This window comes from Dyadobacter sp. CY345, assembly GCF_021502725.1.
In the GTDB taxonomy this organism is placed as follows: Bacteria; Bacteroidota; Bacteroidia; order Cytophagales; family Spirosomataceae; genus Dyadobacter.
The window spans coordinates 470,727-496,583 of the sequence record NZ_JAKFFS010000004.1 but is presented as its reverse complement, the minus strand read 5'-3'; the positions used below and the strand labels follow the sequence as shown (position 1 = coordinate 496,583).

The window sequence follows — 25,857 nt, the reverse complement described above, 5'->3', positions numbered from 1 at the left end:
TCGGTGTTAATTGAGCAGTAGAATATTGCAGCAATACACACACAATCGTAAATTAATAATGCCTGAAATTAGTCGTTTCTTAGGTATAGTCATCAGGACGTTTTTTGATGATCACAATCCGCCACATTTTCATGCAGAATTTCAGGAATACAAGGCAATTATCGATATTCATACCGCCGATTGATTGAAGGATATTTACCCCCAAACAGCTAAAGTTAGTGCAGGCCTGGGCGGTTATTCATGAAAGGGAATTGTTAGATAACTTTGTAAACCTTGGGAAAGATTTTAAGTCCTGGAACAAAATTGATCCGTTGCAATAAAAAATGCTATACTATATAAAACAAATCTTATCGTCCGGAGACTACAAAGTCACATGCCTATTCAACACGGATGAGGTACGGGTTGTTGATTTAAAAGATATAGTTGAAAAATATGGAAAAATCAATGACGGATTAATCAGTCAGTTAACAGATCTTGATTATTTCAAATCCGTTCAACTTGATTCTTACGGCACTTTAACCTGGGAAAATGGTGTTGATTTTGACCCGGATAATCTTTACAGAATGTCCAAACCACAAATAGTATCCAAATAATATTTACTTACACTTTTTGCACTTCTCTCAGTTTAAACGCTGTTTTTGGATTGGTAACAATAAAATAATTGTAAATTACTGTTATTCAGCCAAAAAACTACGTATCTTTGCACCTTATTTCAGAAAGTTCAGCAAGAACACAGCATAGCGGCGAGCCAGGGGGCACCTATTACTGTGCCTGCTGTTAACCGTAAACAATTGACTCATAAAACAATGCAATCCATTCGTAACATCGCAATCATTGCGCACGTTGACCACGGCAAAACAACATTGGTCGACAAAATCATTCATGCTTCGAAGCTTTTTCGTGAAAACCAGGAATTCGGCGATCTGATTCTTGATAATAATGATCTTGAACGCGAACGTGGAATTACTATCGTTTCGAAAAACGTTTCGGTACGTTATAAAGACTACAAAATCAATGTTATTGACACACCAGGTCACGCCGATTTTGGTGGAGAAGTGGAGCGTGTACTTAAAATGGCTGACGGTGTTTTGTTACTCGTGGATGCATTTGAAGGCCCTATGCCTCAAACGCGTTTCGTTTTATCAAAAGCGATTCAGCTTGGCTTGAAACCTATCGTTGTTGTTAACAAAGTTGATAAAGAAAACTGCCGCCCTGAAGAAGTTCAGGAAAGCGTTTTCGATTTGATGTTCAACCTTGGAGCAACTGAAGACCAACTTGACTTTACAACCGTTTACGGTTCGTCAAAACAAGGCTGGATGGGCCCGGACTGGAGAACTCCTACGGACAACATCACTTTCTTGCTGGATACTATTATTGATCAGATTCCTGCTGCCATTATCCACCCGGGTACTCCGCAAATGCAAATTACGTCTCTTGACTACAATGCATTCGTTGGTCGTATCGCAATTGGACGTGTTTTGCGCGGAACTTTGAAAGAAGGCGCTCCAATGACGCTTTGCAAAGCTGACGGTGTTTTCAAAAAAGTAAAAATCAAAGAGCTTCAGGTTTTTGAAGGTCTTGGAAGAGTGAAAGTAACCGAAGTTGAAGCTGGTGATATTTGCGCTGTTACAGGTATTGAAGATTTCGAAATCGGAGATACTTTGGCAGATGCTGAAAACCCGGAAGCACTTCCACGTATTTCTGTTGATGAGCCAACTTTGAACATGTTATTCACAATCAACAACTCTCCTTTCTACGGTAAGGAAGGTAAGTTTGTAACATCTCGTCACTTACGTGATCGTTTGATGAAAGAAACTGAGAAAAACCTTGCACTTCGTGTTGAATCAACGGATACTGAGGATAAATTCCTGGTATTTGGTCGCGGTATTCTTCACTTGTCAGTTTTGATCGAAACGATGCGTCGTGAAGGTTATGAGCTACAAGTTGGACAGCCTCAGGTTCTTTTCAAAACAGACGAAAACGGACAACGCCTTGAACCAATCGAAACATTGGTTGTAGACGTTCCTGAATCATCTGCTGGTAAGGTAATCGAATTGGCTACACAACGTAAGGGTGAGCTTTTGATTATGGAACCAAAAGGAGATTTGCAGCATTTGGAATTCGAAATTCCTTCCCGCGGTTTGATCGGTCTGCGTTCTAACGTATTAACTGCAACACAAGGAGAAGCTGTAATGACACACCGTTTCAAAAGCTTCGAACCATTCCGCGGACCAATTCCAGGCCGTAACAGTGGATCGATTATCTCTAAAAACACGGGTGCTGCAACAGGTTACACAATTGACAAATTGCAGGATCGCGGTCGTTTCTTTGTTGAACCAGGTGAAGAAATTTACACTGGCCAGGTAATCGGAGAACATACTCGTCCAAATGATATCGTTGTGAACTTGCAGGAGGCGAAGAAATTGACCAACATGCGTGCTTCTGGTACGGATGACGGACTTCGTATCGTTCCAAAAATTAATTTCTCTTTGGAGGAATCAATGGAATATATCCAGAAAGACGAATATCTTGAAGTTACTCCGCAAAGCATGCGTATGCGGAAAATATATCTTGAAGAAAACGATCGTAAACGTTTCGGTGCTAAAATCGAAATGGTTTAGTAAAATCGTTGGATCAGATTTTTTTGTAAAAAAGGAGCACAAACTGTGCTCCTTTTTTTGTATTTTTTTGATTCGTATTTTTCTTGAAAATCATATAAAATATTTGGACGAAAGCGGTTATACAGTGGCTTCCTTTCAACATTAAGAGATATTATAAAACAATATTTTTTCTCCAAAATTTTATACAATTTCAAGAAAGAACGTCCAATTAATTTAATATGTTGAAAAGACGTATGTTTGCATAAACAAAAAATATATATTCATTAACATACTTGATATCAGATATTTAATTAGGAATTAAAATGGCGTACATAGAACCTGCTCCGATCAAGGATAAAGAAAATCCATTGGAGTCCATGATGCATAGATTTGACAAGGCAGTAGAACTTCTGGGAATTTCTGACGAGATGTACCACATTCTGAAAGTGCCTCGTAAACAAGTCACCGTAGGAATTCCTGTCACTATGGACTCCGGCAAAATAAAAGTCTTTGAAGGTTATCGCGTAATACATTCTACGATACTTGGACCAAGTAAGGGTGGAATTCGTTTTGATCCGGATGTAAATCTTGATGAAGTCAGAGCACTTGCTGCCTGGATGACCTGGAAATGTGCCGTCGTTGATATTCCTTATGGTGGTGCAAAAGGCGGTGTGGCCTGTAATCCACGAGAAATGTCTGCCGGGGAAATGGAACGTTTGATGCGTGGTTATACCATGGCTTTGCTTGACGTTTTTGGTCCGGACCAGGATATCCCGGCACCAGATATGGGAACCGGGCAGCGTGAAATGGCCTGGCTGATGGATGAATATTCCAAAGCAAAAGGAATGACCATACCTGCCGTGGTAACTGGAAAACCTTTGGTTTTGGGAGGTTCTTTGGGCCGTACCGAAGCGACAGGTCGGGGCGTAATGGTTTCTGCATTAGCCGGTATGGAAAAATTGAGAATTAATCCTTACCGGGCAACTGCTGTTGTGCAGGGCTTTGGAAATGTTGGTTCACATGCCGCTTCTCTTCTTCGCGAACGTGGCGTAAGTATTCATGCAATCAGCGATCTTTCAGGAGCATATTATAATGATAAAGGTATTGACATTACGGCTGCTATTGCCTACCGAGATCAGAACAATGGCTCGCTGGACGGATTTACTGGTGCTGAATTAATTTCTGGTGACGATCTGTTTTCAATTGCAGTGGATGTTTTGGTTCCCGCTGCGAAGGAAGATGTGATCACCCGCAGAAATGTTGAAAGTATTCAGGCCAAAATGATTGTGGAAGGTGCAAATGGCCCTACGTCATTCAAGGCCGATGATATAATCAACGATAAAGGGATTATGGTTGTTCCGGATATTCTGGCGAATGCGGGTGGCGTAACTGTTTCGTATTTTGAATGGGTGCAAAACCGGATCGGATACAAATGGACGCTGGAACGCGTGAACCGCAGAACAGACCGGATCATGAAAGATGCGTTTGACCATGTTTATGAAGTTTCACTAAAATATAAGGTATCACTTCGAATTGCGGCTTACATTGTTGCCATTGATAAAGTTTCCAGTACCTACAAGTTCAGGGGAGGATTCTAATATTATTTTGTAGAAACAAAAAACGGAGAAAGCGGACCTTTCTCCGTTTTTTGTTTTAAATCCATATTACCCAAATATTAATTCAGTATGTTCCTATCGGCAAATCTGTATTCATTCCTTTGATAATGTTAACTTTACCTTTTTATTGAAGTATGAAAGTCTATTTAACCTTATGTCGCTGAGTCCCCGTTTCATTGCCCTGATATTGGCATTTCTCATTTCCCTCATAACAACAACCTTTTTAGCTTTTGTAGAAGGTGTCGATCGAAGTATGCTTTTCGTAGCTGCCATCGCATGTTTCGTTTCGAGCTTTTTTTTGGTGCTCTATACCATCGATATCATCGTTTTTCGGGAGGTAAATAAAATGTACCGCACAATTCATAAGCTTAAAATGAAAGATTTTAACATGGTTCCGCGTAAACGTCTGATCCGTGAATCAAATCCCTTAAAAACACTTAATGATGAGATCTTTGTTTATGTTACCAAAAAACAAAAGGAAATAGATGAATTGAAAAAACTGGAATTGTTCCGAAGAGAATTCCTGGCTGACGTATCCCACGAGTTCAAAACACCGATTTTCGCTGCACAGGGATTTATCCATACCTTGCTTGATGGCGCTATGGAAGATGAAAATGTTCGTGAAAGATTTTTGAGAAAAGCTGCCAGAAATCTTGATAGCCTGGACGTACTTGTGAAAGATCTGCTCGTACTTTCGCAAATGGAGACCGGGGATATTAAAATGAATATTGAACCAGTAGACATTTTACAATTGAGCCTTAATATTTTTGGCAGACTTGAAAACATTGCAGAGGACCGAAATGTTACGCTGAAAGTAAAACCAGACGATCTTAAAGAAGTCTGGGTAAAAGCAGATCAGGACCGGATCCAACAAGTGATGTTAAACCTGATTGAAAATGCAATCAAATATGGCAATGACGGAGGAAAGGTCATAGTCCATTTTAATTCGGGTAAAAAATATATTGAAATTTCGGTGCGGGACAATGGACCGGGAATACCTCCGGAACATTTAACGCGAATTTTCGAACGCTTTTACCGCGTAGATAAAAGCCGGTCTAAAGAACGTGGCGGCACAGGTTTAGGACTGGCAATTGTGAAGCATATCATCAATGCCCATGGAACAAAAATCGCTGTCATGTCCAAACCAGATAAGGGAACTACTTTTACGTTCAAACTGGAAAAAGTCTTTCAGGGCGCGCATTCTGAAAACGAGGAATCATTAACCTCCCAGGCGAGTTTATAAATAACAACTAACCATAAATAACAAAACATGTTTGTACACAACGTATTTTTTTGGCTTAAAGATAAAGAGAACGAAGAAGCAAAAAGTGCACTTCTGGCTGGTATAAAGTCCTTGGAGGCAATCGAATCGATAAAGTCGGTTTACATTGGACCTCCCGCTTCAACCCGCAGACCTGTCATTGATGCAAGTTATGACTTCGCTGAGATCCTTATTTTTGACGACGAAGCAGGTCATGACGTTTACCAGGTTCACCCGCTCCACAAAAAATTTGTTGAAGAGTGCGCACACCTTTGGGAAAAGGTTGTAATCTACGATGTAGAAGCTTAACAAATATTCACAAAAAAGATATCCACAAGTTATCCACACCGTATATGTGGATAACTTGTGGATATCGTGTTTAAAAGCGCCTTCATGCAACCTGTAACGCATTTTTTATGTTGTTAACAGGTGTGGATAACTTTAAAGAGTTTTGGGATTAGAAATTCACTCTTCATACATATAGGTAATATTTTGTCGTTATAGAGTAACAATAAAAACAAACGAACCATGAAGAAAGCAAGAATTGTGAGTTTATATATTGTATTGCTGGTGGCAGCCCTGAGTGTGTCATCTTGCGTATACCATTCCCGAGCACCATATCGCGACAATTATGGATATGGTTACGGATATAACCATCCTTCGCGGACCATTGTTGTGAGGCCAACACCTCCTCCGAGAGTCGTTTACCGTAACAGCCCTCGCCAGTATCGTAACGACAGACACTCCCGTAAGTATTATAACAAACAAAGAAATAGCAGATATGGACATAACGAGCGTACTCGTGGTCCACGTTAATTAAAAAATGAGTAAATGAAAAAGCCGGACGATTATTCGTTCGGCTTTTTTTCAGTTTAGGTGCTAATAACAGCATTTTATTTTGCTCCGTCGATTCCTGATTTGGAAGTTTTTAATTCAACCGGCACCTTAAATTTCGCATTTTCTATTTTTAGGACAACGGTATTAGGCCATTGTCTGTTTGTATAGAATCGTTGTCCATTGACAGCACTAACTGCTAATCCTATCGGTGTTGGAGAAACTTTCACTGAGGCGTCAAAGTTATTCACATATTCGACAAGTTCGCTTTTATACCCCAGGATACTGACTTTCGTTTTTGTATTTCCTTCGATCATTGGCATCAAAAAATCCCGACGCTCACCATACTTCCAGTCGCCCGGTTTATCTTTTGTTACAAAAGCATAAATGAATTTCTCATCATTAGATTGCGTGAACCATATATTTTTATCCCTGATTACAGGGAGAGGCTTCACAGCATAGATCGATTCGCGGTTAGCAAAATTCCATAGCGCAATTTCCCTCAGCAAACTTTCCTGTTCAATCTGTATTTCTCCATTAGGTTTTGGTCCGACGTTCAGAAGAAAATTTCCTCCTTTTGCACGGATCTCGATCAGCATGTTGATAATTTCTGTTCCGGATTTATGTGGATCATTCGTCGGCTTATACTGCCAATCCGTTCCCATCGTATAACATGCTTCCCAGGGACGCGGTGAAGCTTGATCAGGAATATTTTGCTCCGGCGTATTCATAGCGTCCCGCGTGATAACCAGGTCAGGATTGATACTCCATGCATATTCACGTAAGCCATCACCCGGACCGTCAAAGAACATAATATCTATTTTTCCGTAGTTAGTGAGTAACTCTTTTACCTGCTGCTTATCATAATCCATCAGCTTTGCATTGTTCATCGGAAACTGTTTTTCGTTTTGCAGCCTTCCCAGCGGAATATTGTTTTGATGAAAAAACAGAAAATCTTCTGGAGAAAAATAAACCCCGATCGCGATACCCTGCTTACGGAAAGCATCAATAATTTCCTTTGTCACATCACGTTTAAACGGAGTATTCATCACATTGAAGGGCGTCGATTTAGTATCGAACATACAGAAACCGGAATGATGTTTGGTTGTAAAAACTACATACTTCATCCCAGCCAATCGTGCGAGCGTAGCCCACTCGTCAGGGTCAAATTTCTTTGGATTGAAAAAAGTGGGCAGTTCTTTGATATACCTGTCAACATATTCATCGGATGCACCTGCCAGCGAATGGCTGATCACCGCACCCAGAGAAACATCTACATTCCAGTGAATGAACATACCAAAACCGAGATCCTGAAACCACTTGATTCGCTCCGGATTATTTGATACTTGCTGTTGCGCCTGAGAAAAAAATGAATAACTGAAAAGAATAATAGATAGGATAAATCGCCGGGCCATATTAGTTCATAAGTCAAGATGTAAGTAAATGATGCAAAAAGCAGTATAATATACCCTTGCCGTTAAGTTTTTATTAACAAACGTCTGCAAAAACACTGCCCTCCCTATTTTTGTTCGTAAAATTGCATTTTTAAAACCCTCAATAGTTTATGCTGGCTTTCTCCATCGTTGCTTATTTATTATTGAACCTTGGCATAGGTCTTTGGGCATCCCGAAAAATAAATACAACGGCAGATTTTGTCCTTGCCGGCAGACGACTTCCATTATTTCTTGCTGCATCTGCCACTTTTGCAACCTGGTTCGGCTCTGAAACGATCATGGGCGCGCCAACAGAATTTATAGAACATGGACTTCTAGGGGTTATTGAAGATCCTTTCGGAGCCGCCCTTTGCCTGTTTTTAGTAGGAATATTTTTTGCCCGCCGGTTTTATAAAATGAACATCATCACTTTTTGTGATTTTTTCAGAATACGGTATGGCCGTCCTGCTGAGTTATTATCAGCGATACTGATTATCCCCTCTTATTTTAGCTGGATCGCCGCGCAATTGCTGGCTATGGGCATCGTCCTGAAAGTTGTGCTCGGCTGGTCGCTCACCGAGTGCATATTATTAAGTTCTTTCGTCGTTATCTTATACACGATCTGGGGCGGCATGTGGTCTATTTCTATTACGGATTTTATTCAGACCATCATGATCATTGCAGGTCTCCTAATCGTTGCTATTGTCTTATATTTTGAGGTTGGCGGATTTACACCGTTAATTGAGGCTGCCCCGAAAGACTTTTTCAGAGCATATCCACAGTTTACTTTCAAGGATTCAGTTGAATATTTTGCTGCCTGGATAACAATCGGGCTTGGTTCTATTCCTCAGCAGGACGTTTTTCAACGCGTGATGTCAGCCAAATCGGCAAATGTTTCTGTTAAGGCAACTTTGTTATCTTCATTTATGTACCTGACAATCGCCTTGCTGCCATTGTTCATTGGCCTTTGCGGCCATCAACTTTATCCGGAACTAGGAAAAGATGATCCTCAGATGATTATTCCTAATATGATTCTACTTCACACTGGTTTGCCATTGCAGATATTATTTTTCGGCGCATTGGTATCGGCCATTCTTAGCACAACAAGCAGTGCAATCATGGCACCAGCGGCAGTTTTAGGAGAAAATGTAATTAAATTTTTCAGACCAGAACTGACAGACAAACAACTGCTCAAAATCATTCGAATTGGTATCATCTTCATTACTGCCATCTGTATTTTCATGGCTTCAACAAGAGAAAGTATTTTTGAATTGGTAGCAGAATCTTCCGCTTTCAGTCTGGTATGTCTGTTTATTCCGCTGGCCACAGGTTTATATTCCAAACGGGCAAATCAACTGGGATGTATTTTATCCATGATTGCAGGTCTAACCGTATGGCTGGTGGCAGTTTGGATGGGCACTGAATTTCCAGCCATGATTTATGGATTGCTAGCCAGTACTTTGGCTATGATCGTTGGAATACTGGTTGACAAAAGTGGAGAAGTAAAATTTAAGTTTATTTCAAAACCATAAACAAAGAACTTCCAAAGGGAGCTGATGGCAGAAATGTCCCTTCCATTTTCGTGATGGTTTTTAAAACCCCGTTAATAAAATCTCCCGGATAACTTACGTCCGAATGCAGCTCCGCAGTATTCACCTTTCCCGATCGCATCTGATATCGCTGCCATTTGCGTACTACCCAGATTGGCATTGAAAGGAAAAATGGCCAGTAGGTATTATAAGAAATTGTTAGTCCCGCGGCTTGTGCATATTTTTTAAAATCCTTCAAAACAAACCTTCTCGAACTTCCTACGGCCACATCATGCGTGCCAGCAAAGGCTTCATGCGCATGAATATTGATCAAAATTATCCCATTCGGGTTAAGCCGTTTTTTGAAGACCTGTAATGCATTAATAATCTGCTGATCATCCAGGAAATACAAAGCGTCATTACAGCATATCACGTCATACCGATCAGTCTTTCGGAAATCATCGACATTTTTAAGATCACCAAAACTCACGTCGAGATTCCTTTCTTTTGAAAACTCAATCGCATACCGTGAATAATCAAAACCGGTTAAGTTCTGAAATCCGTTTTGTTTTAAATAGGATAAAAGTCCGCCCGTACCACATGCAGCATCGAGAATTGCTACTTCCTTTTTCTGCGCAAATTGTTTTTTGATCTGATAAAGAACGCGTTCATGCAGAATTTGGTACCACCAGAGCTTTTGCTCTACCTCAAACATACTTTTGTATTCCTCCCGGTTATCAATCATTGCCACTATTATATTTTATAACATATTGAGGCTGACCACTCTGAGCCATAAAACTTTTGCCGATATATTCCCCCAGAACGCTTAATAAAGTGCATTGAATACCACCGATGAAAATCATGGCTGCCGTGACAACCTGCCAGCCTTTTGGATCCGGACCAATCAGCCATTGACAGAATAAAAAGGTGAGAAGCACAAAACCAAGTCCGAATAAACCCACGCCGATTGGCATAAAAACCCGGATAGGAAGGGAAGAATAGCAAAAAAGAATATTTAAAAACAAAGAGATTAATTTCCGCCAGGTATAGTTGGACACGCCTTCTTCACGCTTTTTATGCAAAACCTGAACCGTGCCAATATTTTTGGTTATACGAAAAATTAAACCATCGATGTACGGATAAGGCCCCTGATACTTTATGATTTCGTCAACAACCTCTTTCCGGATCAACTTAAAACTCGATAAATATAAATCCTTAGGTTTTTTGATCGAATAAGTAGTAATCCAGTTCACAAGCCGGCTGCCGAGATTCCGGTAAACTGCATGTTCTTTTTTTGAATAATATGTGTAAACAACATCGAAATCACCTTTTTCAGCGACTTCGACAAGCTTTAATATTTCTTCCGGCGGGTTCTGAAAATCATCATCGATCATTACGCAAAACTCTCCTTTTGTCCAGTTCAATCCGCACATGACAGCATTGAATTCTCCATAATTTCTGCGTAGTGAAATAAACCGGACATTATCAAATTCTTTCGCCAATCGTGTGCAAATGCGTTCAGAGTTATCCCTGCTTCCATCATTGACCAACACAATTTCGAAAGATATTTCATCTAAGGCTAGCTGCAATTTTTCTATCAGTGAAGCAATATTCGCTTCGCTGTTGTAAACCGGAATAACAACTGATAATTTCATTGCTGATATTTGTTGACCGTCTCGATAATGTGCGACACTTCCTCATCTGACAATACCGGATTCAATGGCAAACTGATTACCCTTTGATGAATTTCCTCCGTAATTGGCAAGTTATAATGATTTATTGTGGCATAAGCCTTTTGCTTATGGATCGGTAACGGATAGTGAACATTAGTTTGTACGCCCATTTGATCCAGATATCCTGTGAAAGCCGCACGATCCGGATGTCTCACTACAAATAAATGCCAGGCGTCCTGATCGATCCGATCGTCAGGAGGTAAGACTAAATCCGGTAGTTTAATTTCCGCCAGGTAACGTCTCGCAATATCCCGTCTCCTCGCATTCTCGGCTTCTAAAAACGGCAATTTAACATTCAGAATAGCTGCCTGAATTTCATCGAGCCGGCTGTTAACCCCCTGAAATTCATTTTTATACCTTTCTTTTGAACCATAATTCCGCAGATAAGTTATTCGCTCAGCTAGTAAAGGATCGTTTGTTGTAATAGCTCCGGCGTCGCCAAGTGCGCCAAGGTTTTTTGTAGGATAAAAACTAAAAGCCGTTGCATCTGCTATCCCCCCAACTTTTTGCCCGTCATATATGGCTCCGTGTGCTTGCGCAGCGTCGGTTATTACTTTTAAATTATACTTTTTAGCCAAAGCAGCAATCTCAAGCATTTCGCAGCTTCGTCCATAAAGGTCGACGCATAGAATTGCTCTGGTTTCTGAAGTGATTTTCTCCTCTATTTTTGCCGGATCAATCAGCATTGAATATGGATCCGGCTCAACAAAAACAGGAATTAAATTTAAGTAACTAACCGGTAACACTGATGCTATATACGTATTGGCAGGTACAATTATTTCGCTCTTTTCCGGGAATTCATAAGCGCGTAAAATGAGTCCTATGGCATCCAGGCCGTTTGCGACACCTATACAATACCTTACCTGACAATAATTAGCAAATGCTGTTTCAAATGATTTTAACTCGTTACCCAAGATATACCAACCAGAACGCAAAACGCGCAATGAAGCCTCCTCAATAGCCGGTAAATAGGGCTTATTGATTTGATTCAAATCCAAAAATGGAATCATACAGTTACTTGTTGCGATTGCAATAGATAAGGCTGATCGATGTAATCAGCTCTGTCATAGTACTCATTTGACAATACCAAAAGTATACAGTCTTCTGAAAATGAGTCCATGATATGCCAGTCTTTTGGTTCAAGGATCAGACAGGTTCTGGGATTGTCCAGTGTAAAGTTTTCTTCACTGAAACCATCGTTATTGTAAATATGGCAACTTCCATGCAGACAGATTAAAGCATTCCACGATTTATGGTGCCTATGCCCTCCACGGCTGGAATCAGTTGCTCCGTAGATATAAAAAACTCGTTTGATTGTTCCGGGAATTAACTTTTCAAATACAGTCAGATTCCCGGCATCAGACTGAAAGGTGTCTAATTGTAATAATTTTGGCATAGGGGTGGGTTAATTTTATGATGAGACAGTGTGTTATGAGTTGGTAATCAGGATACAACAAAGTTCCGAAATAAATTGTATTAATTTTTATATACAAATTTTTTATGAACCAGTAAATTATTTCTTAAATGTAATTTATAATTAATTAAACAGATTCCAGTGCATCCAATGGTCCAGAAGCATAAATATTTTTAATGGAAACGGTTCCAGCCACAGCACTCTGTTGTAACCCATGTAATAAATCATGGGATGACTTACACAAACTATTGCAGTAAAAAATAATATTACCCTTATTGACCGCATTGATGCCGTCTGAAAAAGTATATAAATTGATATAAGCAAAAACGGAAATCCGTATGACAATGCCCGGTCAATATCATGTACATAAATTCCTGACGCAACTAAAATTACGAAGCCAAAAGTTAATGTCAATATTAACAAATAATGTCTTTGAAGCGACAACGATAAAATAGCTGCCCCCATCAATATCCACATACCCTCAAATGCTGTCCACAAACTGCTACCCAGGCCATGTCTGTGCGCGTCAGCAAATAATACAGGAGTTCCCAAAGTGGAGTAGCTGTGGTTTGGGAAATATTTCTTTTGTACATAAAACCTGATTGCAAAATATACGGCCCAGGCCACCCAAACAGTTAAATTTTTTCCGGAAAATGCATTTTTAATTATCGCTGAAAAATCGAATTCATTTTTTTCAAATGCATTTTTTACAATATGAAATAGCAATAAATAACCTCCTGCGATCACTGCGCGTTCGTCTGTAAAAAAAGCAATCTGTAAGGCAAAAAAGGCGATAAGTGCATGCCGGCTAAAAAGTGCAATCAGTAGAAAAAAATAAGCAAAACCATCGCCATAACCATAAATATCTGCGAAAGTCCAGACACAAACAAAAATATTAGCAATGGCAACTACAAACAGGCTGGTTGTGATTTTATCTTTTGATATAAGATAAACCCATTGCCCGACCTTATGAATAAATAAAACCCCGAGAAATGATTGAAGTAACACAATGAGCACAATGTTATGCCCGGTGATCAAGGACAAAGCTGGCAAAACCCATCGAAAAATCATATTTTCACGCCGCACATCGAAATCCATGTCCTTAGGGTGAAAAAGGTCCTGACTCTGGTTTTGAACAAAAACCCAGGCATCGAGCTTCATGCCATGCACACTAAGATGGTCAACTAGTAAAGAATATGGAGGAAAGGCAAGAAACAGAGAAATGAAAACGGAAAAAATAACAAGTTTCCACAACCACTTTTCAGACGCAAGTAAGGACTCAATTCTTTGTTGAAGAGAATGGTAAAAATTCTCAAATAGCATGTTTCTAGGGATGAAATGGCATTATTATTCTCATAAAGATACCAGTTAAGTTCTGACAATTCCTAACCCCAGCTTCTTACAATCTTGCTTCCCTCTTCGCTTTCAACAATTCGTAGATAAGTTTGGATTTCCTGTTGTAAATCTTCGACGTGGCTGATTATTCCGACAATCCGGTTTTCCTTTCGCAGAGATTTTAAGGTTTCGAAAACCGTTTGCAACGCATTTTTATCCAGCGACCCAAAACCTTCATCCAGGAAAAAGAAATTATGTTTTGATTCATTTCTGACGTGAATATGATCAGCCAAAGCAAGCGCGAGCGACAGCGCGGCCTGGAATTTCTGTCCGCCGGAAAGCGTTTTTAATAATCGCATGTGGCCGCCGTTTAACAAATCTCTTACCCAAAAACTATTTCCTTCGCCAAGCTCCAGATGCAACTGCTGATGCGTCATCTGATGAAAGCGTTCGTTAGCAGCATGAATCAGATTTTGCAGATAAATACTTGACGCATAATCCACAAATCCGCTCGAACGGAACAATTTGGCCAGATCGTCCAGATGTTCCTTACGCAGCTGCAAACGACTTTTTTCTTTCAGAAGCCCTGCCTTTTTTGCGAGATCCTGAATCATTTTGGATATAAGGCCATCCAAACGCCCCTCTTCTTTTCTTTTATTATTTAAAACTGCTGTTAATTCTTCCATTTTAATTGTTACAACAGCATGTTTTTCCGGGTCATACACTTCCGCCAAATGTTCCTTTTGCAACAATTCAAGATCTCTCAGCGCATTACTCAATGTATTCTTGAAGTCATCAATTGCTTTCCGTTCCAGGTCAATTGAGATTGGCCTTTGAAGCATTTCATTTACCCAATCTTCTGATTCAAACCGATACAATGTTAAATGATTAACAAGTTCGGCTTGTGTCACAGACAGCTCATGACGGCTTCGGTCAAGCGTTTCCTGTAAAATATGCTGGCTGCCGGCGATGATATCCTTTTCTTTTTCAAGAACATCCAGTTGTTTTTCAGTTTGTTCAAACAACAGGTTCAATTCCTTATACTGTTTTTCAAGCAACTGTATTTTTTCTAAAATCGAATCCTTTTCCTGATCAGTAAATTCACTCAGATCAACCTTTTCAAGTTGGCCGGATAAGGTATCGATCGTGTTTTCAATTCTTAGAATATCGTTTCGCAAATTTTGAAGCGGTAATTCGATCCTCTCAGATTTTTCCTTCGTCTCTGTTTCAATCTGCTGAGAAATCTGCTTCACGGCAGCCTCCGTATCTTTTATTTCAGCCTGAATTCTGATGACCTGCTCGAAATGTCTGTCGAAAGCTTCGCGGTTGTTTTTATCAAATTTTGTCCAGACGAATGTTTTATCATGTTTTTCAAGACGCTCCTTATTTTCGATCCAACGCTGTTTGATAGCGCTTTTTTGTGTTTCAAGATTATCAATATGGTTAAAAATACGTTCAACCGGCGATAAAAACTGTCGGATTAATTGTTCTGTTCTGTTTAAAACAAGACGCTGATCTTCAATTTTTTTAATGTCTTCCAAAACAGTGTTATCCGCATGAAGCACCGCGGGATGATGTTCTGCTCCGCAAAGCGGACATGGTTGTCCATCTTCCAGGCTGCTGGCATATTGCTGCAATGCCAGTTTTGTGTTCGCAGAAACCAGTTGTTTGTTTAACTCCTGACTTTCTTTTTCATTATTTAATAAAAATTCAGAAACCACATTTTGAATCGTATCTAAATTAAATTCCGGCTGGATATTCAATGAAAAAGTCTCATTTGCTTCTGCTATTCTTGTTTGTAAAATGCTTTTTTGTTTTACAATTTCAGCCAGTAAATCGTCGGCTTCTTTTTTGATATTTGACCTGCTTTCTGTGAGACTATCCAGATTGGTATACCATACATTTACCTGACTAAGTTCCTGAACATCAGATTGAAGCGCCTTCTTTTTATCATTCTCTTCTTCCTTTTGTTGCTTTTGCTTTTTCAGTAGTTCAATGGCTTTTTCCTTTTCCAGCAGTTTTGCCTCAACTCTGACAAGTGAATTCTTATTTTTTTCAAGCGCCGTTTTGTTATCAAGAATCTGAATTACTTTTCCCAGCTCTTCGGCAGCATCTAACAATTCCTGACGTTTCTCATATTGCGGCTGAATTCTGGCTATCACCTCTTTCTGCCGCGTCAGGGCAGAATCAAGTTCGTTGGTTCTACGGAAATTTGTCTCAAAAGTCAGCTTGTCTCTCTCGATTCCAATAGCTAGTGATTTTTTCCTTTCAAGAAGTGACTTGAAGTGTAAAGAACAGATTTCAAAGACCCGAAGCATTTCTTCTCTCTGTTCCATTTCCAGCTTCCGGAATTCTAACTCAGAAATCTGACTGGTGAGCTGATTTAATTTTTCAGCAATCTGTTTTATTTTCTGATAATTATTTTCTAATTCTGTTTGTATGAAAAGTTCGTCTGCGACAGAGTTTATTTCCGCTCTGATTTCTTCTCTCCTAACTTCCTCAGCTGCCATCATTTCCTGCGTAACCTCTCCCAGGCTCATCAGCTGCCCATCCAGATTGGAAAGTTCCAGGTCATTTTGCTTGCTCAGCGTTCCGACTTTCCTGCTCAGATCATACTTTTCAAGCTGAAAAAGCTCTTTCATCATCCGGGTACGCTCGGCATCTTTCAGCTCAATAAATTCCTGAAAACGCCCTTGCGGAATGATGATCGTTCGCCGAAAATTATCATAACTCAATCCGATAATCCGCTCAGCATTTTCTTCATCAGGAAGCGGCATCCAAGCCTCATCAACCCATTTATACGCTTTTCTTTCGAAAGTTTTTACTTCCTTGAAGTTCTTACTGTTCCTTTTTCCCTTAACTGTAAACCGGTAAAGCTCTGCCGTTTTTCCAGCAATACATTCAAAATCAATCAGCAGATCATCGGATCTCAGATTCATCATATTATACGTTCGATCGTCACCTGATCGGTTTAATCTTTCCGTATCGCCATAAAGTGCAAAAGTTATTGCTTCTAAAATTGAAGATTTCCCGCTGCCAACTGCCCCAAAAATCCCAAACAGCGACGCATCTGTCAAGGCATCAAATTGAATTTCCTGTTCAGACTGGTAAGAGTATAATCCTTTAATTTTGAGATACTTGGGAATCATGATGTAGCTTTCGGCCGTCAGCGGTCGGCTATCGGCTTGTTTATGGAGGATTAATTTTAATACTTATAAATGACTTATGTCAGAAGGCGATTGCTGACTGCCGAAAGCCGACTGCCCCAGTAAATCTTCCAGATAAACCCGATCGTTGCTTAACCTTGGCACTTTGTTCTGACCACCCAGTTTCCTGCGTTTCGACATCCAGTTATAGAAGGTATTGACAGGCGCAAAATGAACTAATGGAGACAAGAGTGCCATATCTTTATATCTTTTGGCATCATAATCTGAATTGACCTCACGCAAAGTTTTATCGAGTATCTGGATAAATTCTTCCCGATTTTCCGGCTCTTTTGTAAATTCAATTATCCATTCATGGCGGCCACGGGAGCCGTCACCCATATAAACCGGTCCGGCAGTGTAATTTGAAACCAGCGACTCTGTTTTCTGAGAAGCAACTTTTATGGCATGATCGGCATTTTCGACAATTACCTCTTCTCCAAAAGCATTGATAAAATGTTTGGTCCTTCCGCTCACTTTTAAACGGAATGGATATTTTGAAGTGAATTTAACAGTATCTCCGATCAGGTAACGCCACAGACCGGCATTGGTGGAAATAACCAGTGCATAATTTTTACCAACTTCAACTTCGTCAAGCAACAATGCTTTTGGATGTGGTTTTCCCACTTCATCCATAGGAAGAAATTCATAAAAAATCCCATAATCCAGCATCAGCAGCATCTCACCCACTTTTGACAGATCGTCCTGAATGGCGAAAAAGCCTTCCGAAGCACTGTAAGTTTCCAGATAAGTTACCTGCTCCGATGGAAAATATTTTTGTGTAAATAAATCCCGGTAAGGCTCAAATGAAACGGCTCCGTGGACAAATACTTCAAAATCCGGCCAAACTTCCAGCATATTACTTTTGCCTGTCAGTTCCAGAATTTGATCCAGCAGGACGATGGTCCAGGTGGGAACACCCAGAATACTGGTTACATTTTCCTGTGAACAAATGGAGGCCATTTTTTCAAGCTTGGTTTCCCAATGGTCCATGAGCGCCACTTCCAGAGGTGGCGTCCGCATAAATTCTCCCCAAGCCGGAAGATTTTGCATGATCACAGCCGAAACATCGCCAACCTGGGTGTAGTCATCGAATGGATTTGCATGCAGCGTTCCACCGATTGAAAGTCCTTTTCCGTCAAAAACCCGGGTTTCCGGACGATTATTTATCAGTAAAGTCATCATATCCTTCCCTCCCTCATAGTGACATTCTTCCAACGCCTCAGGAGAAACAGGTAAAAATTTACTTCTGGCGTTCGTTGTGCCCGAAGATTTGGAAAACCATTCGATCTGAGAAGGCCATAATACGTTAGGCTCACCTTTCAAAACGCGCTCTATATATGGATACAACTCCTCATAAGAAGAAACAGGAACCTGATCCTGAAATTCTTTGATGGATTTTATCTGACCAAAATTATATTTTGTTCCCCATTCTGTATATCGCGCTGTTTCAATAAGTTCGGAAAATATACGCTGCTGGGTTTCAATGGGGTTTTGCATAAACTGTTCGATTCTCTCAAAGCGGCGCTTCAAAAACCAAACAGTCATATTATTAACCAGCTTCATAGTAATCAGGTTATTGGTATAAATTCTTCCCGGAATTTGCCAAAAATAGCAAATAAAATGGAGAGGGAATAAGATTGCAACCTTATTCCCTCTCCATTTTATTAAATTATTCTAGGCTTTTGTACTAAACTTCCTGTATAAAAACAGAAGCAGCACTGCACCCAAAATGGCGATAAAAAGACTTCCGATGTTGAATCCGTCAACCGATCCAAATCCTGCCAGCGAAGAAACCCAGCCTCCTACGACAGCACCGGCTATCCCTATCAGAATGGTTACAATAATACCTCCCGGATCTTTGCCAGGATGCAATGCCTTAGCAATAGCTCCGGCTACCAATCCTACGATAATCCAAGTTAAAACGCCCATAGTGTACTTTGTTTATAGTGTTAGAAAAAGATACTGTTCTAATATTATAAAAAGTATACCGTATCAGAAAGTTTCACTAAAATATATCTAAAAAAGATTCAACATTTACTGGACCGAAACTATGGAAAACGTGTAAACTGCTGATAATCTGTTATAAATTAAAATAAATTATTTATCAAAAAACATGTTACTTCCTCCTGCTTTATTTTCAATTGTAGAACTGAAATCCTCAGCAAATTCTGCTGTACGCAACTGCTCAGCTTTCTTGCGGACAAACTGAGAGCCCGTTATTTTTGAAAGTGCCTCTGCGAGCAACGGATCTTTGATATTGCCATAAGGATATAATCTCAATCCCTCTCTCACGGTAACATCAGGCGTAAAACCTTTGCTGTAATCTGATTGTTTAAGACTGTTAAAAGATTTGGTCACAATCGGCTGAAGCCCCCATTTCACTTTTTTAGAATCATCGCTTATGGTGATCGACCCAACGTTTTTGCCGACAGTCTGATCTCCAATAACGGTTACAGTCATGAAAGGCTTTAAACCGTTAATCAATAATTCACTGGCAGAAGCAGTTCTGTTTGAAGTAAGAATAATCAGATTTTTCAGCCCGGAACCGATATTCTGGCTTTTTGAACTAAACTTTTCCAGAAAATAATCTTTTCCGTATCTTTTTTCGAAAGCCGGCGTCAGCGTCGTGTTATATTCTTTGTAATAAAAAATATCATTGTTTGTAATTCCCTTACCAATCAAACTCGCCAGATTGGTTGCTGAACTTACGTAACCGCCCGGATTATAACGTAAATCAAGAATTAAGGAATTGACGTTTTTGGATTTAAAATCAGCAAAGACATTATCAACCTTTTGATCGTATTCCTTTTTCTCGCTGCCACTTTTACTGGCGATGAACTGGTGATAAACCAAATATCCCACGGTATTGCTTCCATACTGAAATGTGGTATCAAAAAATACAGGATCTTCCTGAAAACTTACCGGAGTAACACTTTTCGTTTCAGATGTTTCAATAATGGCATCTTGCTCATTCAGCGCTCCCAGCGTATATTTTTTGGCAGCATCAGAATAAACCAGATCATAATAATTAGAAGCAGTTAATTGTTTATCATCAATTCTCGTGATGATATCACCTCTTTTGAAACCAGCAATCGCAGCCGGAGAGCCGGGCAAAGCGTAAGTAACCAAACCCATAATGTTGGTTCCACCAGTTGGATAATAAAACAACCGAAATTCCAAACCGGTAGTTTTTGTAGAACCGCTTAACTCTGCTTTTAAAGCATCTGCATCACTTTCAATCCAGGAAAAACGGTCGCCATCAGGACGGGCTGTCGCATCATACTTGTATAATAATGAATTAAAAAGTGCTTCTGGTGCCAGTGTCAAATCAGGATTTGCCGGCATTTTATCATTCCAGTAATACCAGGTTTTCATCTGTTCAACAATCCACTTACTGGTTTCGACATCAGTCGCCGGATCAACATTTTTTTCGCGGCAAGCGCTTAAAAACCCTACTAAAACCAGCACAATCGGTAACACCTTTCTCATAAAGTCGACTTAGTTTGTTGTCAAAAATACTTCTTCAATGATATCGCAGGCAGCATTCATCTGATCTTCTGTGATAACCAACGGAGGCGCAAAGCGGATTTTATTTCCATGGGTAGGTTTGCATAACAATCCTTTATCCATCATTTGATAACACAGGTTCATTGCCGTGGCACTGTCTTCCGTATCATTAATGACAATGGCATTCAAAAGCCCTTTGCCTCTTACTAACGATATAAGATTACATTTCTGTTGCAGATCGTAAATTCTTTTACGGAAAAGTTTTCCCATAACTTCCGCATTGTCAGCCAGTTTTTCATCATCAACCACTTGTAAAGCAGCCATAGTGACGGCACAGGCCAACGGGTTTCCGCCATACGTGGAGCCATGTTCGCCAGGAGCGATCGTCAGCATAATTTCATCGTCAGCAAAAGCAGCCGAAACTGGCATAGTTCCGCCGGATAACGCTTTTCCAAGTACCAAAATATCCGGTTTTACATTTTCCCAGTCACAGGCAAGCCTTTTGCCGGTACGCCCGATGCCGGTCTGGACTTCATCAGCGATAAATAACACGTTATATTTTGTGCACAAATCCCGCACACCTTTCAAATAACCTTCTTTGGGCACAACCACACCTGCTTCTCCCTGAATTGGTTCAACCATAAACCCTGCAATGTTCGGATCGCTTTTGAAAATATTTTCCAACGCTTCCAGATCATCGTAAGGAATTATTTCAAAACCTGGCAAAAAAGGACCGTAATCATCGGTACTTGAAGGATCCGTAGATGACGAAATCGCAGCCAAAGTCCGGCCCCAGAAATTTCCGGAAGCATATACCGTTTTCGCTTTATTTGGCGCTATTCCTTTTACTTTATACGCCCATTTTCGTGTGAGCTTTAAAGCCGTTTCTCCGCCTTCTACGCCGGAGTTCATCATCAAAACTTTATCATAACCGAAATATTCACAAAGAAACTTTTCACATTCTCCCAATTTGTCGCTGTAAAAAGCGCGGGAAGTCAACGTAAGTTTTTGTGCCTGTTCGATCATTGCATTAATTATTCTTGGATGGCAATGACCCTGACTGACAGCACTATATGCAGATAAAAAATCCAGATATTGTTTTCCTTCCACATCCCATACATACACACCTGAACCTTTCGCAAGCACAACGGGCATCGGTTTATAGTTATGCGCGCCGTATTTCCCCTCCAATTCCATCGCATGTTGCGTTGCTTCAAGCATCGTCATTTCAGTATAGTTTGCCATTGTATTTACGTTTAAGCAGATTCATTCGATTTAGATAAGGTAAAATTACGGAAATAGTGTGTGTAGATATTAGTAGCTCAAAAGTTTAATTTTATATATTTATAGAATTCTACCCGTCTCCCAAAACGCGGGGATATCTAAGCTGTCTTAATGAAAATCAGAACCGCCACAGAAAAAGACATCCCACAATTACAAAAACTGGGATTAAACGCTTATGGCCAGTTTGAAACTGTTTTAACAAATGACAACTGGATTAAACTGCATTCGATCTTGTTAAGTGAAAAAACTTATCCGGAGCTGCTTTCCAAATCTACCTGTTTCGTTTGGGAAGAAAATAATGAGATAATCGGTATGGCGTTTTTCATTTCCAAAGGAAATCCCACAGACATTTTTCATGAAGACTGGTCATATCTGCGAATGGTTGGCGTTAATACGGAACATACCGGAAAAGGTATTGGTAGAAAACTGATGCAGCTTTGTATCGACCATGCAAGACAAACCGGAGAAAAATTCATCGCATTGCATACCTCCGAATTCATGAACGCGGCAAGGCATATTTACGAGTCAATGGGTTTTGTACAAATAAAAGAACTGGAAATGAGGCTTGGAAAAATGTATTGGCTTTATGTGAAGGAATTGTAACTTTTAAGAATTAATCTGGTGAAAAGACAAACTAATTTAATACTTCAACTTATCCTGATCACTCTTGCTCTGCTGAATTTTGGTTGCAGTAAAAAGACAATAACAGCCGATAATAACAAGTCGAATTTTCGTGTCATCGGTTATTTACCCGGCCGGGAAAATTTGCTTGCGCCAGCAAATTCAATCGATTATGGGAAAATCACCCATCTTTATATCGCTTTCATCAACCCTGATTCGCTGGGAAATTTAAAAGGGACTGAACATCTGAAAGAAGTCGCTGCGATTGCCCATGCCAAAAATGTTAAAATCATGGCGTCCATCGGCGGAGGCGGAGCACCGGCTTATTATCCTGCTTTTTTAATTGGAGAAAAAAAGACAAAGTTGATTGCCGACCTTGTCAATCTTGCCGTTGAAAGTGATCTGGACGGAATTGATGTAGACCTTGAAGGTGCTTTGATTGATTGGAATTATGAAAATTTCGTGATCGATCTGGCGGCACAATTACGGGCAAAAAACAAAATGATCACGGCAGCTATCGCGACGGTTTATAAAGATCAGTTTACGGATAAGGCGCTTGCCCAGTTTGACTTTGTAAATATTATGTCTTACGACAAAACCGGCCCATGGAATCTTTCAAGACCCGGTCCGCATGCACCTTATGAAATGGCAGTTGAAGATCTGGAATACTGGACAAAGACGCGTGGTATCCCCAAAGAAAAACTCAGCCTCGGCGTTCCGTTTTATGGATATGGCTTTGGCGGAAGCGCACCTGAAAGTATTTCCTGGAAAAACCTGATTCTCCAATATCCTGATAAAATCAACGTTGATGAATTTAGCTTAAACGGAGGGAATTTGTATTATAACGGCATACCGACAATCAGAAAAAAAACATCGTTAGCACTGGAAAAGTCAGGTGGTATTATGATCTGGCAGCTATTGCAGGATACTGTCGGTGAGCAGTCATTGCTGGGAAATATTCATGCTGTAATCCATGCAAAATGAATAAATTTTCAGCCCTGCTCCTAGTATTTCTGTTAACTGCGCACTTTTCATTTTCCCAAAAAGTAAAATTCCAGATACTCGCACCAAAAGAATTTAAAGGCCGCAAGGCCGTACTTTTAACAAGAGAAAAAGGTTTTGCAGCCATTGTGCATTCTATAAAATTACATTCGGATGTTTTTAATCTTGATATCGACAATGATCTGGTTCCTGATCTATACCAGCTTCACATTTCCCAGATAAAAGGATCGCTGTTTTTCTTTCTTGAACAAGGAGCATGCATTCAGCTCGACACCAACGACGTATCAAGATCAATTGTAACGAATTCAAAAAGCACAATGGAATGGCAAAGGTTTGTAAACGATATTCAAAAACCTTCTGATGATCGTATCAAAAGTTATGCGCAAGGGGAAAAACTGGCCCGGAAAGGCAAGAACGCTGATAGTCTGAATTATTGGGTTGATAAACAGGCATTGGAAAAAGAAGACCTGATTCAAAAAACCGGCGCGTTTATAATGGAAAATCCAGCTTCGTATGTCAGCCTTTATTTACTGAAAATAAACTGGTATGCTTTTCAGCATAAAGGTTTCTTTGAAAAACTGGATAACACACTTGCCGGTCACAAAACTTACCTTTATTTGAAAGAGAAAAATAAAAAGATTGCGGAAAGGCAGCCAGCGAAAGTTTTAAATAAAGTGCAATGACTGAATTTTCAATAATTAAAAAACTACACGCCCAACTACACATCATCCTCTAAACCAAAATCTTAGGATTATTTTTAAATATGTAAGCAAATTTCTAAGATTGCATATTATTATCAAAGTTGTGGATTTTAGACATTCTGGTAACCATGAAAAAAAATAATCCCGAAGTCGATCAATACATTGCCGGTTTTCCACCGGAAACCCAAAAATTGCTGAAAGAAATGCGTAAGGCAATCCGTGATGCGGCGCCGGATGCAGAAGAGAAAATAGGTTACGGAATGCCGACACTGACATTAAACGGCAATCTGGTTCATTATGCTGCTTATAAAAATCATATCGGCTTTTATCCAGCACCACAAGGACTGGAAGAATTTAAAGAAGCGCTTTCCGGCTTCAAAGGCTCGAAAGGCGGTGTTCAATTTCCTCTGGACAAACCGCTGCCGGTTGATCTGATCGCCAAAATCACAAAATACAGGATTGAGAAAAATCTTGAAAAACCCGCTGTTAAACCGAAAAAAGCATCAACTGCAAAAGCGATTAAACTTTCTGATTCTGAACAGGTAAGTGAGCATATAAAAAAGCTTGATCCTGAATTGCGCAATATAGTCGAAGCGATCAGGAAAATTATTTTGAGTACTGACAAAAAAATCGCCGAACAGATCAAATGGAATAATCCGAGTTTTTACTATTCCGGAGAAATGAAGCCGTTTGATCCCAAAGAATATAAAAGAGACATCGTTGTGATGAACCTTCATAAGGGCAGAATTATGCTGGTCTTTCCAAGCGGCGCCAAGGTGAATGATAAGGAAGGATTTTTGGAAGGTGATTACAAGGATGGAAGAAGGACAGTTGTTTTTAAAGATCTGGAAGACGTCAGAGCCAGGGAAAAAATATTGCAGGACGTTTTAAGGTCATGGCTTGCCTTGGTTGAGAAATAATAAAATTGCCCAAAACTTGTAATTCGGTGATAAACAATAATGTGTGCTTTCGAAAATAATAAGTAAATTTAGTTATGGATATTAAAACGCTTATTACGACAAATCAGGAAATCTTGGGGGGGCAGCCCGTCTTCAAAGGAACGCGTGTGCCTGTCGGAACTTTGTTCGATCATTTAGAGGCAGGTGTTTCCCTTGACGATTTTTTAGATGATTTTCCAACAGTCACAAGACAGCAGGCAGTTTCTGTTCTGGAAGCTGCGAATAAATTGTTAACATCGAAAAATATAGAACAACTTTATGCGACTGTTGCTTGATGAAAATTTGCCTAAGCGATTAAAACTTAACTTTTCTGAATATGAAGTTTTCACGGTAAGAGATATGGGATGTAGTGGTGTGAAAAATGGGGAGCTATTAAAGCTAATGCTCATAAATAATTTTACTATTCTCCTCACTTTTCATAAAAACTTACAACATCAGCAAAATTTCAGTAAATACACAATTTCGGTAATTGTCTTAAACGCAGAAATAAATACATATTCCGAATTGACAAAACTCTCTCCCAAAATTAGAAAACTGCTTCATATGAATACGCTGTCTGCCGGACCAATTGTGATTTCAAAGAATCAGGATTAGAAATATTGGAGGCTGTTCGACATTCAATACTCGCTTGTAAAGAGAAAAAATAACTCGGTAAGTTTTTTAGATAATCTGCTTACTCTTGCTTCTCCACGCTGTTATCCATATCTTTGCACCATAATCTCATAGGGGTGCCCTACCTAACGGGCTGAGATCATACCCATATTACCTGATCCGGATAATGCCGGCGTAGGAAGAGAAAGCTAAACTTAGGACCAGCGGAAT

The 25,857-nt window shown here is 39.9% G+C and carries 25 protein-coding genes and 1 riboswitch; of the genes, 14 read left to right on the top strand and 11 right to left on the bottom strand.

Annotation, left to right across the window (positions count from 1 at the left end):
* Positions 1-58: 58 nt before the first annotated feature.
* The 7 genes from L0657_RS28175 (at position 59) to L0657_RS19400 (ending at position 6,293) form a co-directional block, all read left to right on the top strand.
* Positions 59-184: a DUF4160 domain-containing protein gene (locus L0657_RS28175; RefSeq protein WP_409015092.1), complete on the top strand. Its 126-nt coding sequence runs from the start codon at positions 59-61 to the stop codon at positions 182-184.
* A gap of 139 nt (positions 185-323) precedes the next feature.
* Positions 324-593, top strand: a complete 270-nt coding sequence (locus L0657_RS19425; RefSeq protein ID WP_235152415.1) for a DUF2442 domain-containing protein — start codon at positions 324-326, stop codon at positions 591-593.
* Between the two features lie 213 nt (positions 594-806).
* Complete coding sequence (gene typA / locus L0657_RS19420) at positions 807-2,621, top strand: translational GTPase TypA (protein ID WP_235152414.1); 1,815 nt, start codon at positions 807-809, stop codon at positions 2,619-2,621.
* Between the two features lie 302 nt (positions 2,622-2,923).
* Positions 2,924-4,198, top strand: coding sequence for a Glu/Leu/Phe/Val dehydrogenase (locus L0657_RS19415; RefSeq protein ID WP_235152413.1), 1,275 nt, complete (start codon positions 2,924-2,926; stop codon positions 4,196-4,198).
* Positions 4,199-4,370: 172 nt separating this feature from the next.
* Positions 4,371-5,459: a cell wall metabolism sensor histidine kinase WalK gene (locus L0657_RS19410; protein ID WP_235152412.1), complete on the top strand. Its 1,089-nt coding sequence runs from the start codon at positions 4,371-4,373 to the stop codon at positions 5,457-5,459.
* 27 nt (positions 5,460-5,486) lie between these two features.
* A complete protein-coding gene (locus L0657_RS19405; protein ID WP_235152411.1) occupies positions 5,487-5,786 on the top strand; it encodes a Dabb family protein in 300 nt (99 codons plus the stop codon).
* 219 nt (positions 5,787-6,005) lie between these two features.
* Complete coding sequence (locus tag L0657_RS19400) at positions 6,006-6,293, top strand: hypothetical protein (protein WP_235152410.1); 288 nt, start codon at positions 6,006-6,008, stop codon at positions 6,291-6,293.
* 77 nt (positions 6,294-6,370) lie between these two features.
* Here the strand turns inward: L0657_RS19400 and L0657_RS19395 are convergent, their stop codons facing one another.
* Entirely contained in the window at positions 6,371-7,726 is a 1,356-nt protein-coding gene (locus L0657_RS19395) for an alpha-L-fucosidase (RefSeq protein WP_235152409.1), read from the bottom strand.
* Positions 7,727-7,875: 149 nt separating this feature from the next.
* Here L0657_RS19395 and L0657_RS19390 point away from each other — a divergent pair, with 149 nt between their 5' ends.
* Positions 7,876-9,276 (top strand): sodium:solute symporter family protein, encoded by a 1,401-nt coding sequence (locus L0657_RS19390; protein ID WP_235152408.1) that lies wholly within the window; start codon positions 7,876-7,878, stop codon positions 9,274-9,276.
* Here the strand turns inward: L0657_RS19390 and L0657_RS19385 are convergent.
* From L0657_RS19385 to rocD, 10 genes are all read right to left on the bottom strand, one after another.
* Positions 9,260-10,018: a bifunctional 2-polyprenyl-6-hydroxyphenol methylase/3-demethylubiquinol 3-O-methyltransferase UbiG gene (locus L0657_RS19385; RefSeq protein ID WP_235152407.1), complete on the bottom strand. Its 759-nt coding sequence runs from the start codon at positions 10,016-10,018 to the stop codon at positions 9,260-9,262. The genes L0657_RS19390 and L0657_RS19385 overlap by 17 nt on opposite strands.
* The gene (locus L0657_RS19380) at positions 10,011-10,928 is read right to left on the bottom strand and encodes a glycosyltransferase family 2 protein (protein ID WP_235152406.1); all 918 of its coding nucleotides are present in this window, start codon (positions 10,926-10,928) and stop codon (positions 10,011-10,013) included. The genes L0657_RS19385 and L0657_RS19380 overlap by 8 nt, the downstream gene beginning before the upstream one ends.
* Positions 10,925-12,016, bottom strand: a complete 1,092-nt coding sequence (locus tag L0657_RS19375) for a DegT/DnrJ/EryC1/StrS aminotransferase family protein (protein WP_235152405.1) — start codon at positions 12,014-12,016, stop codon at positions 10,925-10,927. Before L0657_RS19375 ends, L0657_RS19380 begins: the two co-directional genes overlap by 4 nt.
* A complete protein-coding gene (locus L0657_RS19370; protein ID WP_235152404.1) occupies positions 12,013-12,402 on the bottom strand; it encodes an FdtA/QdtA family cupin domain-containing protein in 390 nt (129 codons plus the stop codon). The genes L0657_RS19375 and L0657_RS19370 overlap by 4 nt, the downstream gene beginning before the upstream one ends.
* 141 nt (positions 12,403-12,543) lie before the next feature.
* Positions 12,544-13,743 (bottom strand): hypothetical protein, encoded by a 1,200-nt coding sequence (locus L0657_RS19365; protein ID WP_235152403.1) that lies wholly within the window; start codon positions 13,741-13,743, stop codon positions 12,544-12,546.
* Positions 13,744-13,805: 62 nt separating this feature from the next.
* Complete coding sequence (locus L0657_RS19360) at positions 13,806-16,904, bottom strand: AAA family ATPase (RefSeq protein ID WP_235152402.1); 3,099 nt, start codon at positions 16,902-16,904, stop codon at positions 13,806-13,808.
* Between the two features lie 63 nt (positions 16,905-16,967).
* A complete protein-coding gene (locus tag L0657_RS19355; protein WP_235152401.1) occupies positions 16,968-18,524 on the bottom strand; it encodes a GH3 auxin-responsive promoter family protein in 1,557 nt (518 codons plus the stop codon).
* A 111-nt stretch (positions 18,525-18,635) separates the two neighbouring features.
* Positions 18,636-18,890: a GlsB/YeaQ/YmgE family stress response membrane protein gene (locus L0657_RS19350; RefSeq protein WP_235152400.1), complete on the bottom strand. Its 255-nt coding sequence runs from the start codon at positions 18,888-18,890 to the stop codon at positions 18,636-18,638.
* Between the two features lie 168 nt (positions 18,891-19,058).
* Positions 19,059-20,450 (bottom strand): S41 family peptidase, encoded by a 1,392-nt coding sequence (locus L0657_RS19345; protein WP_235152399.1) that lies wholly within the window; start codon positions 20,448-20,450, stop codon positions 19,059-19,061.
* Between the two features lie 9 nt (positions 20,451-20,459).
* A complete protein-coding gene (rocD, locus tag L0657_RS19340; protein WP_235152398.1) occupies positions 20,460-21,713 on the bottom strand; it encodes an ornithine--oxo-acid transaminase in 1,254 nt (417 codons plus the stop codon).
* A gap of 150 nt (positions 21,714-21,863) precedes the next feature.
* On the opposite strand from rocD, the gene L0657_RS19335 reads away from it, so the two are divergent.
* From L0657_RS19335 to L0657_RS19310, 6 genes are all read left to right on the top strand, one after another.
* A complete protein-coding gene (locus L0657_RS19335; RefSeq protein ID WP_235152397.1) occupies positions 21,864-22,355 on the top strand; it encodes a GNAT family N-acetyltransferase in 492 nt (163 codons plus the stop codon).
* Positions 22,356-22,373: 18 nt separating this feature from the next.
* The gene (locus L0657_RS19330; RefSeq protein WP_235152396.1) at positions 22,374-23,357 is read left to right on the top strand and encodes a glycosyl hydrolase family 18 protein; all 984 of its coding nucleotides are present in this window, start codon (positions 22,374-22,376) and stop codon (positions 23,355-23,357) included.
* Positions 23,354-24,058, top strand: coding sequence for a hypothetical protein (locus L0657_RS19325; protein ID WP_235152395.1), 705 nt, complete (start codon positions 23,354-23,356; stop codon positions 24,056-24,058). The genes L0657_RS19330 and L0657_RS19325 overlap by 4 nt, the downstream gene beginning before the upstream one ends.
* 146 nt (positions 24,059-24,204) lie before the next feature.
* Positions 24,205-24,996, top strand: coding sequence for a DUF1801 domain-containing protein (locus L0657_RS19320; protein ID WP_235152394.1), 792 nt, complete (start codon positions 24,205-24,207; stop codon positions 24,994-24,996).
* 74 nt (positions 24,997-25,070) lie between these two features.
* Positions 25,071-25,310 (top strand): DUF433 domain-containing protein, encoded by a 240-nt coding sequence (locus L0657_RS19315; protein ID WP_235152393.1) that lies wholly within the window; start codon positions 25,071-25,073, stop codon positions 25,308-25,310.
* Complete coding sequence (locus L0657_RS19310; RefSeq protein WP_235152392.1) at positions 25,294-25,629, top strand: DUF5615 family PIN-like protein; 336 nt, start codon at positions 25,294-25,296, stop codon at positions 25,627-25,629. The genes L0657_RS19315 and L0657_RS19310 overlap by 17 nt, the downstream gene beginning before the upstream one ends.
* Before the next feature lie 120 nt (positions 25,630-25,749).
* Positions 25,750-25,845: riboswitch (TPP riboswitch) on the top strand.
* The last annotated feature ends 12 nt before the right edge of the window (positions 25,846-25,857 follow it).

What these genes read in the sequence shown, in the direction of transcription:
- L0657_RS28175 (WP_409015092.1), top strand. Translation starts at nt 59, where the DNA reads ATGCCTGAAATTAGTCGTTTCTTAGGTATAGTCATCAGGACGTTTTTT.
- L0657_RS19425 (WP_235152415.1), top strand. Translation starts at nt 324, where the DNA reads ATGCTATACTATATAAAACAAATCTTATCGTCCGGAGACTACAAAGTC.
- typA (WP_235152414.1), top strand. Translation starts at nt 807, where the DNA reads ATGCAATCCATTCGTAACATCGCAATCATTGCGCACGTTGACCACGGC.
- L0657_RS19415 (WP_235152413.1), top strand. Translation starts at nt 2,924, where the DNA reads ATGGCGTACATAGAACCTGCTCCGATCAAGGATAAAGAAAATCCATTG.
- L0657_RS19410 (WP_235152412.1), top strand. Translation starts at nt 4,371, where the DNA reads ATGTCGCTGAGTCCCCGTTTCATTGCCCTGATATTGGCATTTCTCATT.
- L0657_RS19405 (WP_235152411.1), top strand. Translation starts at nt 5,487, where the DNA reads ATGTTTGTACACAACGTATTTTTTTGGCTTAAAGATAAAGAGAACGAA.
- L0657_RS19400 (WP_235152410.1), top strand. Translation starts at nt 6,006, where the DNA reads ATGAAGAAAGCAAGAATTGTGAGTTTATATATTGTATTGCTGGTGGCA.
- L0657_RS19395 (WP_235152409.1), bottom strand. Translation starts at nt 7,726, where the DNA reads ATGGCCCGGCGATTTATCCTATCTATTATTCTTTTCAGTTATTCATTT.
- L0657_RS19390 (WP_235152408.1), top strand. Translation starts at nt 7,876, where the DNA reads ATGCTGGCTTTCTCCATCGTTGCTTATTTATTATTGAACCTTGGCATA.
- L0657_RS19385 (WP_235152407.1), bottom strand. Translation starts at nt 10,018, where the DNA reads ATGATTGATAACCGGGAGGAATACAAAAGTATGTTTGAGGTAGAGCAA.
- L0657_RS19380 (WP_235152406.1), bottom strand. Translation starts at nt 10,928, where the DNA reads ATGAAATTATCAGTTGTTATTCCGGTTTACAACAGCGAAGCGAATATT.
- L0657_RS19375 (WP_235152405.1), bottom strand. Translation starts at nt 12,016, where the DNA reads ATGATTCCATTTTTGGATTTGAATCAAATCAATAAGCCCTATTTACCG.
- L0657_RS19370 (WP_235152404.1), bottom strand. Translation starts at nt 12,402, where the DNA reads ATGCCAAAATTATTACAATTAGACACCTTTCAGTCTGATGCCGGGAAT.
- L0657_RS19365 (WP_235152403.1), bottom strand. Translation starts at nt 13,743, where the DNA reads ATGCTATTTGAGAATTTTTACCATTCTCTTCAACAAAGAATTGAGTCC.
- L0657_RS19360 (WP_235152402.1), bottom strand. Translation starts at nt 16,904, where the DNA reads ATGATTCCCAAGTATCTCAAAATTAAAGGATTATACTCTTACCAGTCT.
- L0657_RS19355 (WP_235152401.1), bottom strand. Translation starts at nt 18,524, where the DNA reads ATGAAGCTGGTTAATAATATGACTGTTTGGTTTTTGAAGCGCCGCTTT.
- L0657_RS19350 (WP_235152400.1), bottom strand. Translation starts at nt 18,890, where the DNA reads ATGGGCGTTTTAACTTGGATTATCGTAGGATTGGTAGCCGGAGCTATT.
- L0657_RS19345 (WP_235152399.1), bottom strand. Translation starts at nt 20,450, where the DNA reads ATGAGAAAGGTGTTACCGATTGTGCTGGTTTTAGTAGGGTTTTTAAGC.
- rocD (WP_235152398.1), bottom strand. Translation starts at nt 21,713, where the DNA reads ATGGCAAACTATACTGAAATGACGATGCTTGAAGCAACGCAACATGCG.
- L0657_RS19335 (WP_235152397.1), top strand. Translation starts at nt 21,864, where the DNA reads ATGAAAATCAGAACCGCCACAGAAAAAGACATCCCACAATTACAAAAA.
- L0657_RS19325 (WP_235152395.1), top strand. Translation starts at nt 23,354, where the DNA reads ATGAATAAATTTTCAGCCCTGCTCCTAGTATTTCTGTTAACTGCGCAC.
- L0657_RS19320 (WP_235152394.1), top strand. Translation starts at nt 24,205, where the DNA reads ATGAAAAAAAATAATCCCGAAGTCGATCAATACATTGCCGGTTTTCCA.
- L0657_RS19315 (WP_235152393.1), top strand. Translation starts at nt 25,071, where the DNA reads ATGGATATTAAAACGCTTATTACGACAAATCAGGAAATCTTGGGGGGG.
- L0657_RS19310 (WP_235152392.1), top strand. Translation starts at nt 25,294, where the DNA reads ATGCGACTGTTGCTTGATGAAAATTTGCCTAAGCGATTAAAACTTAAC.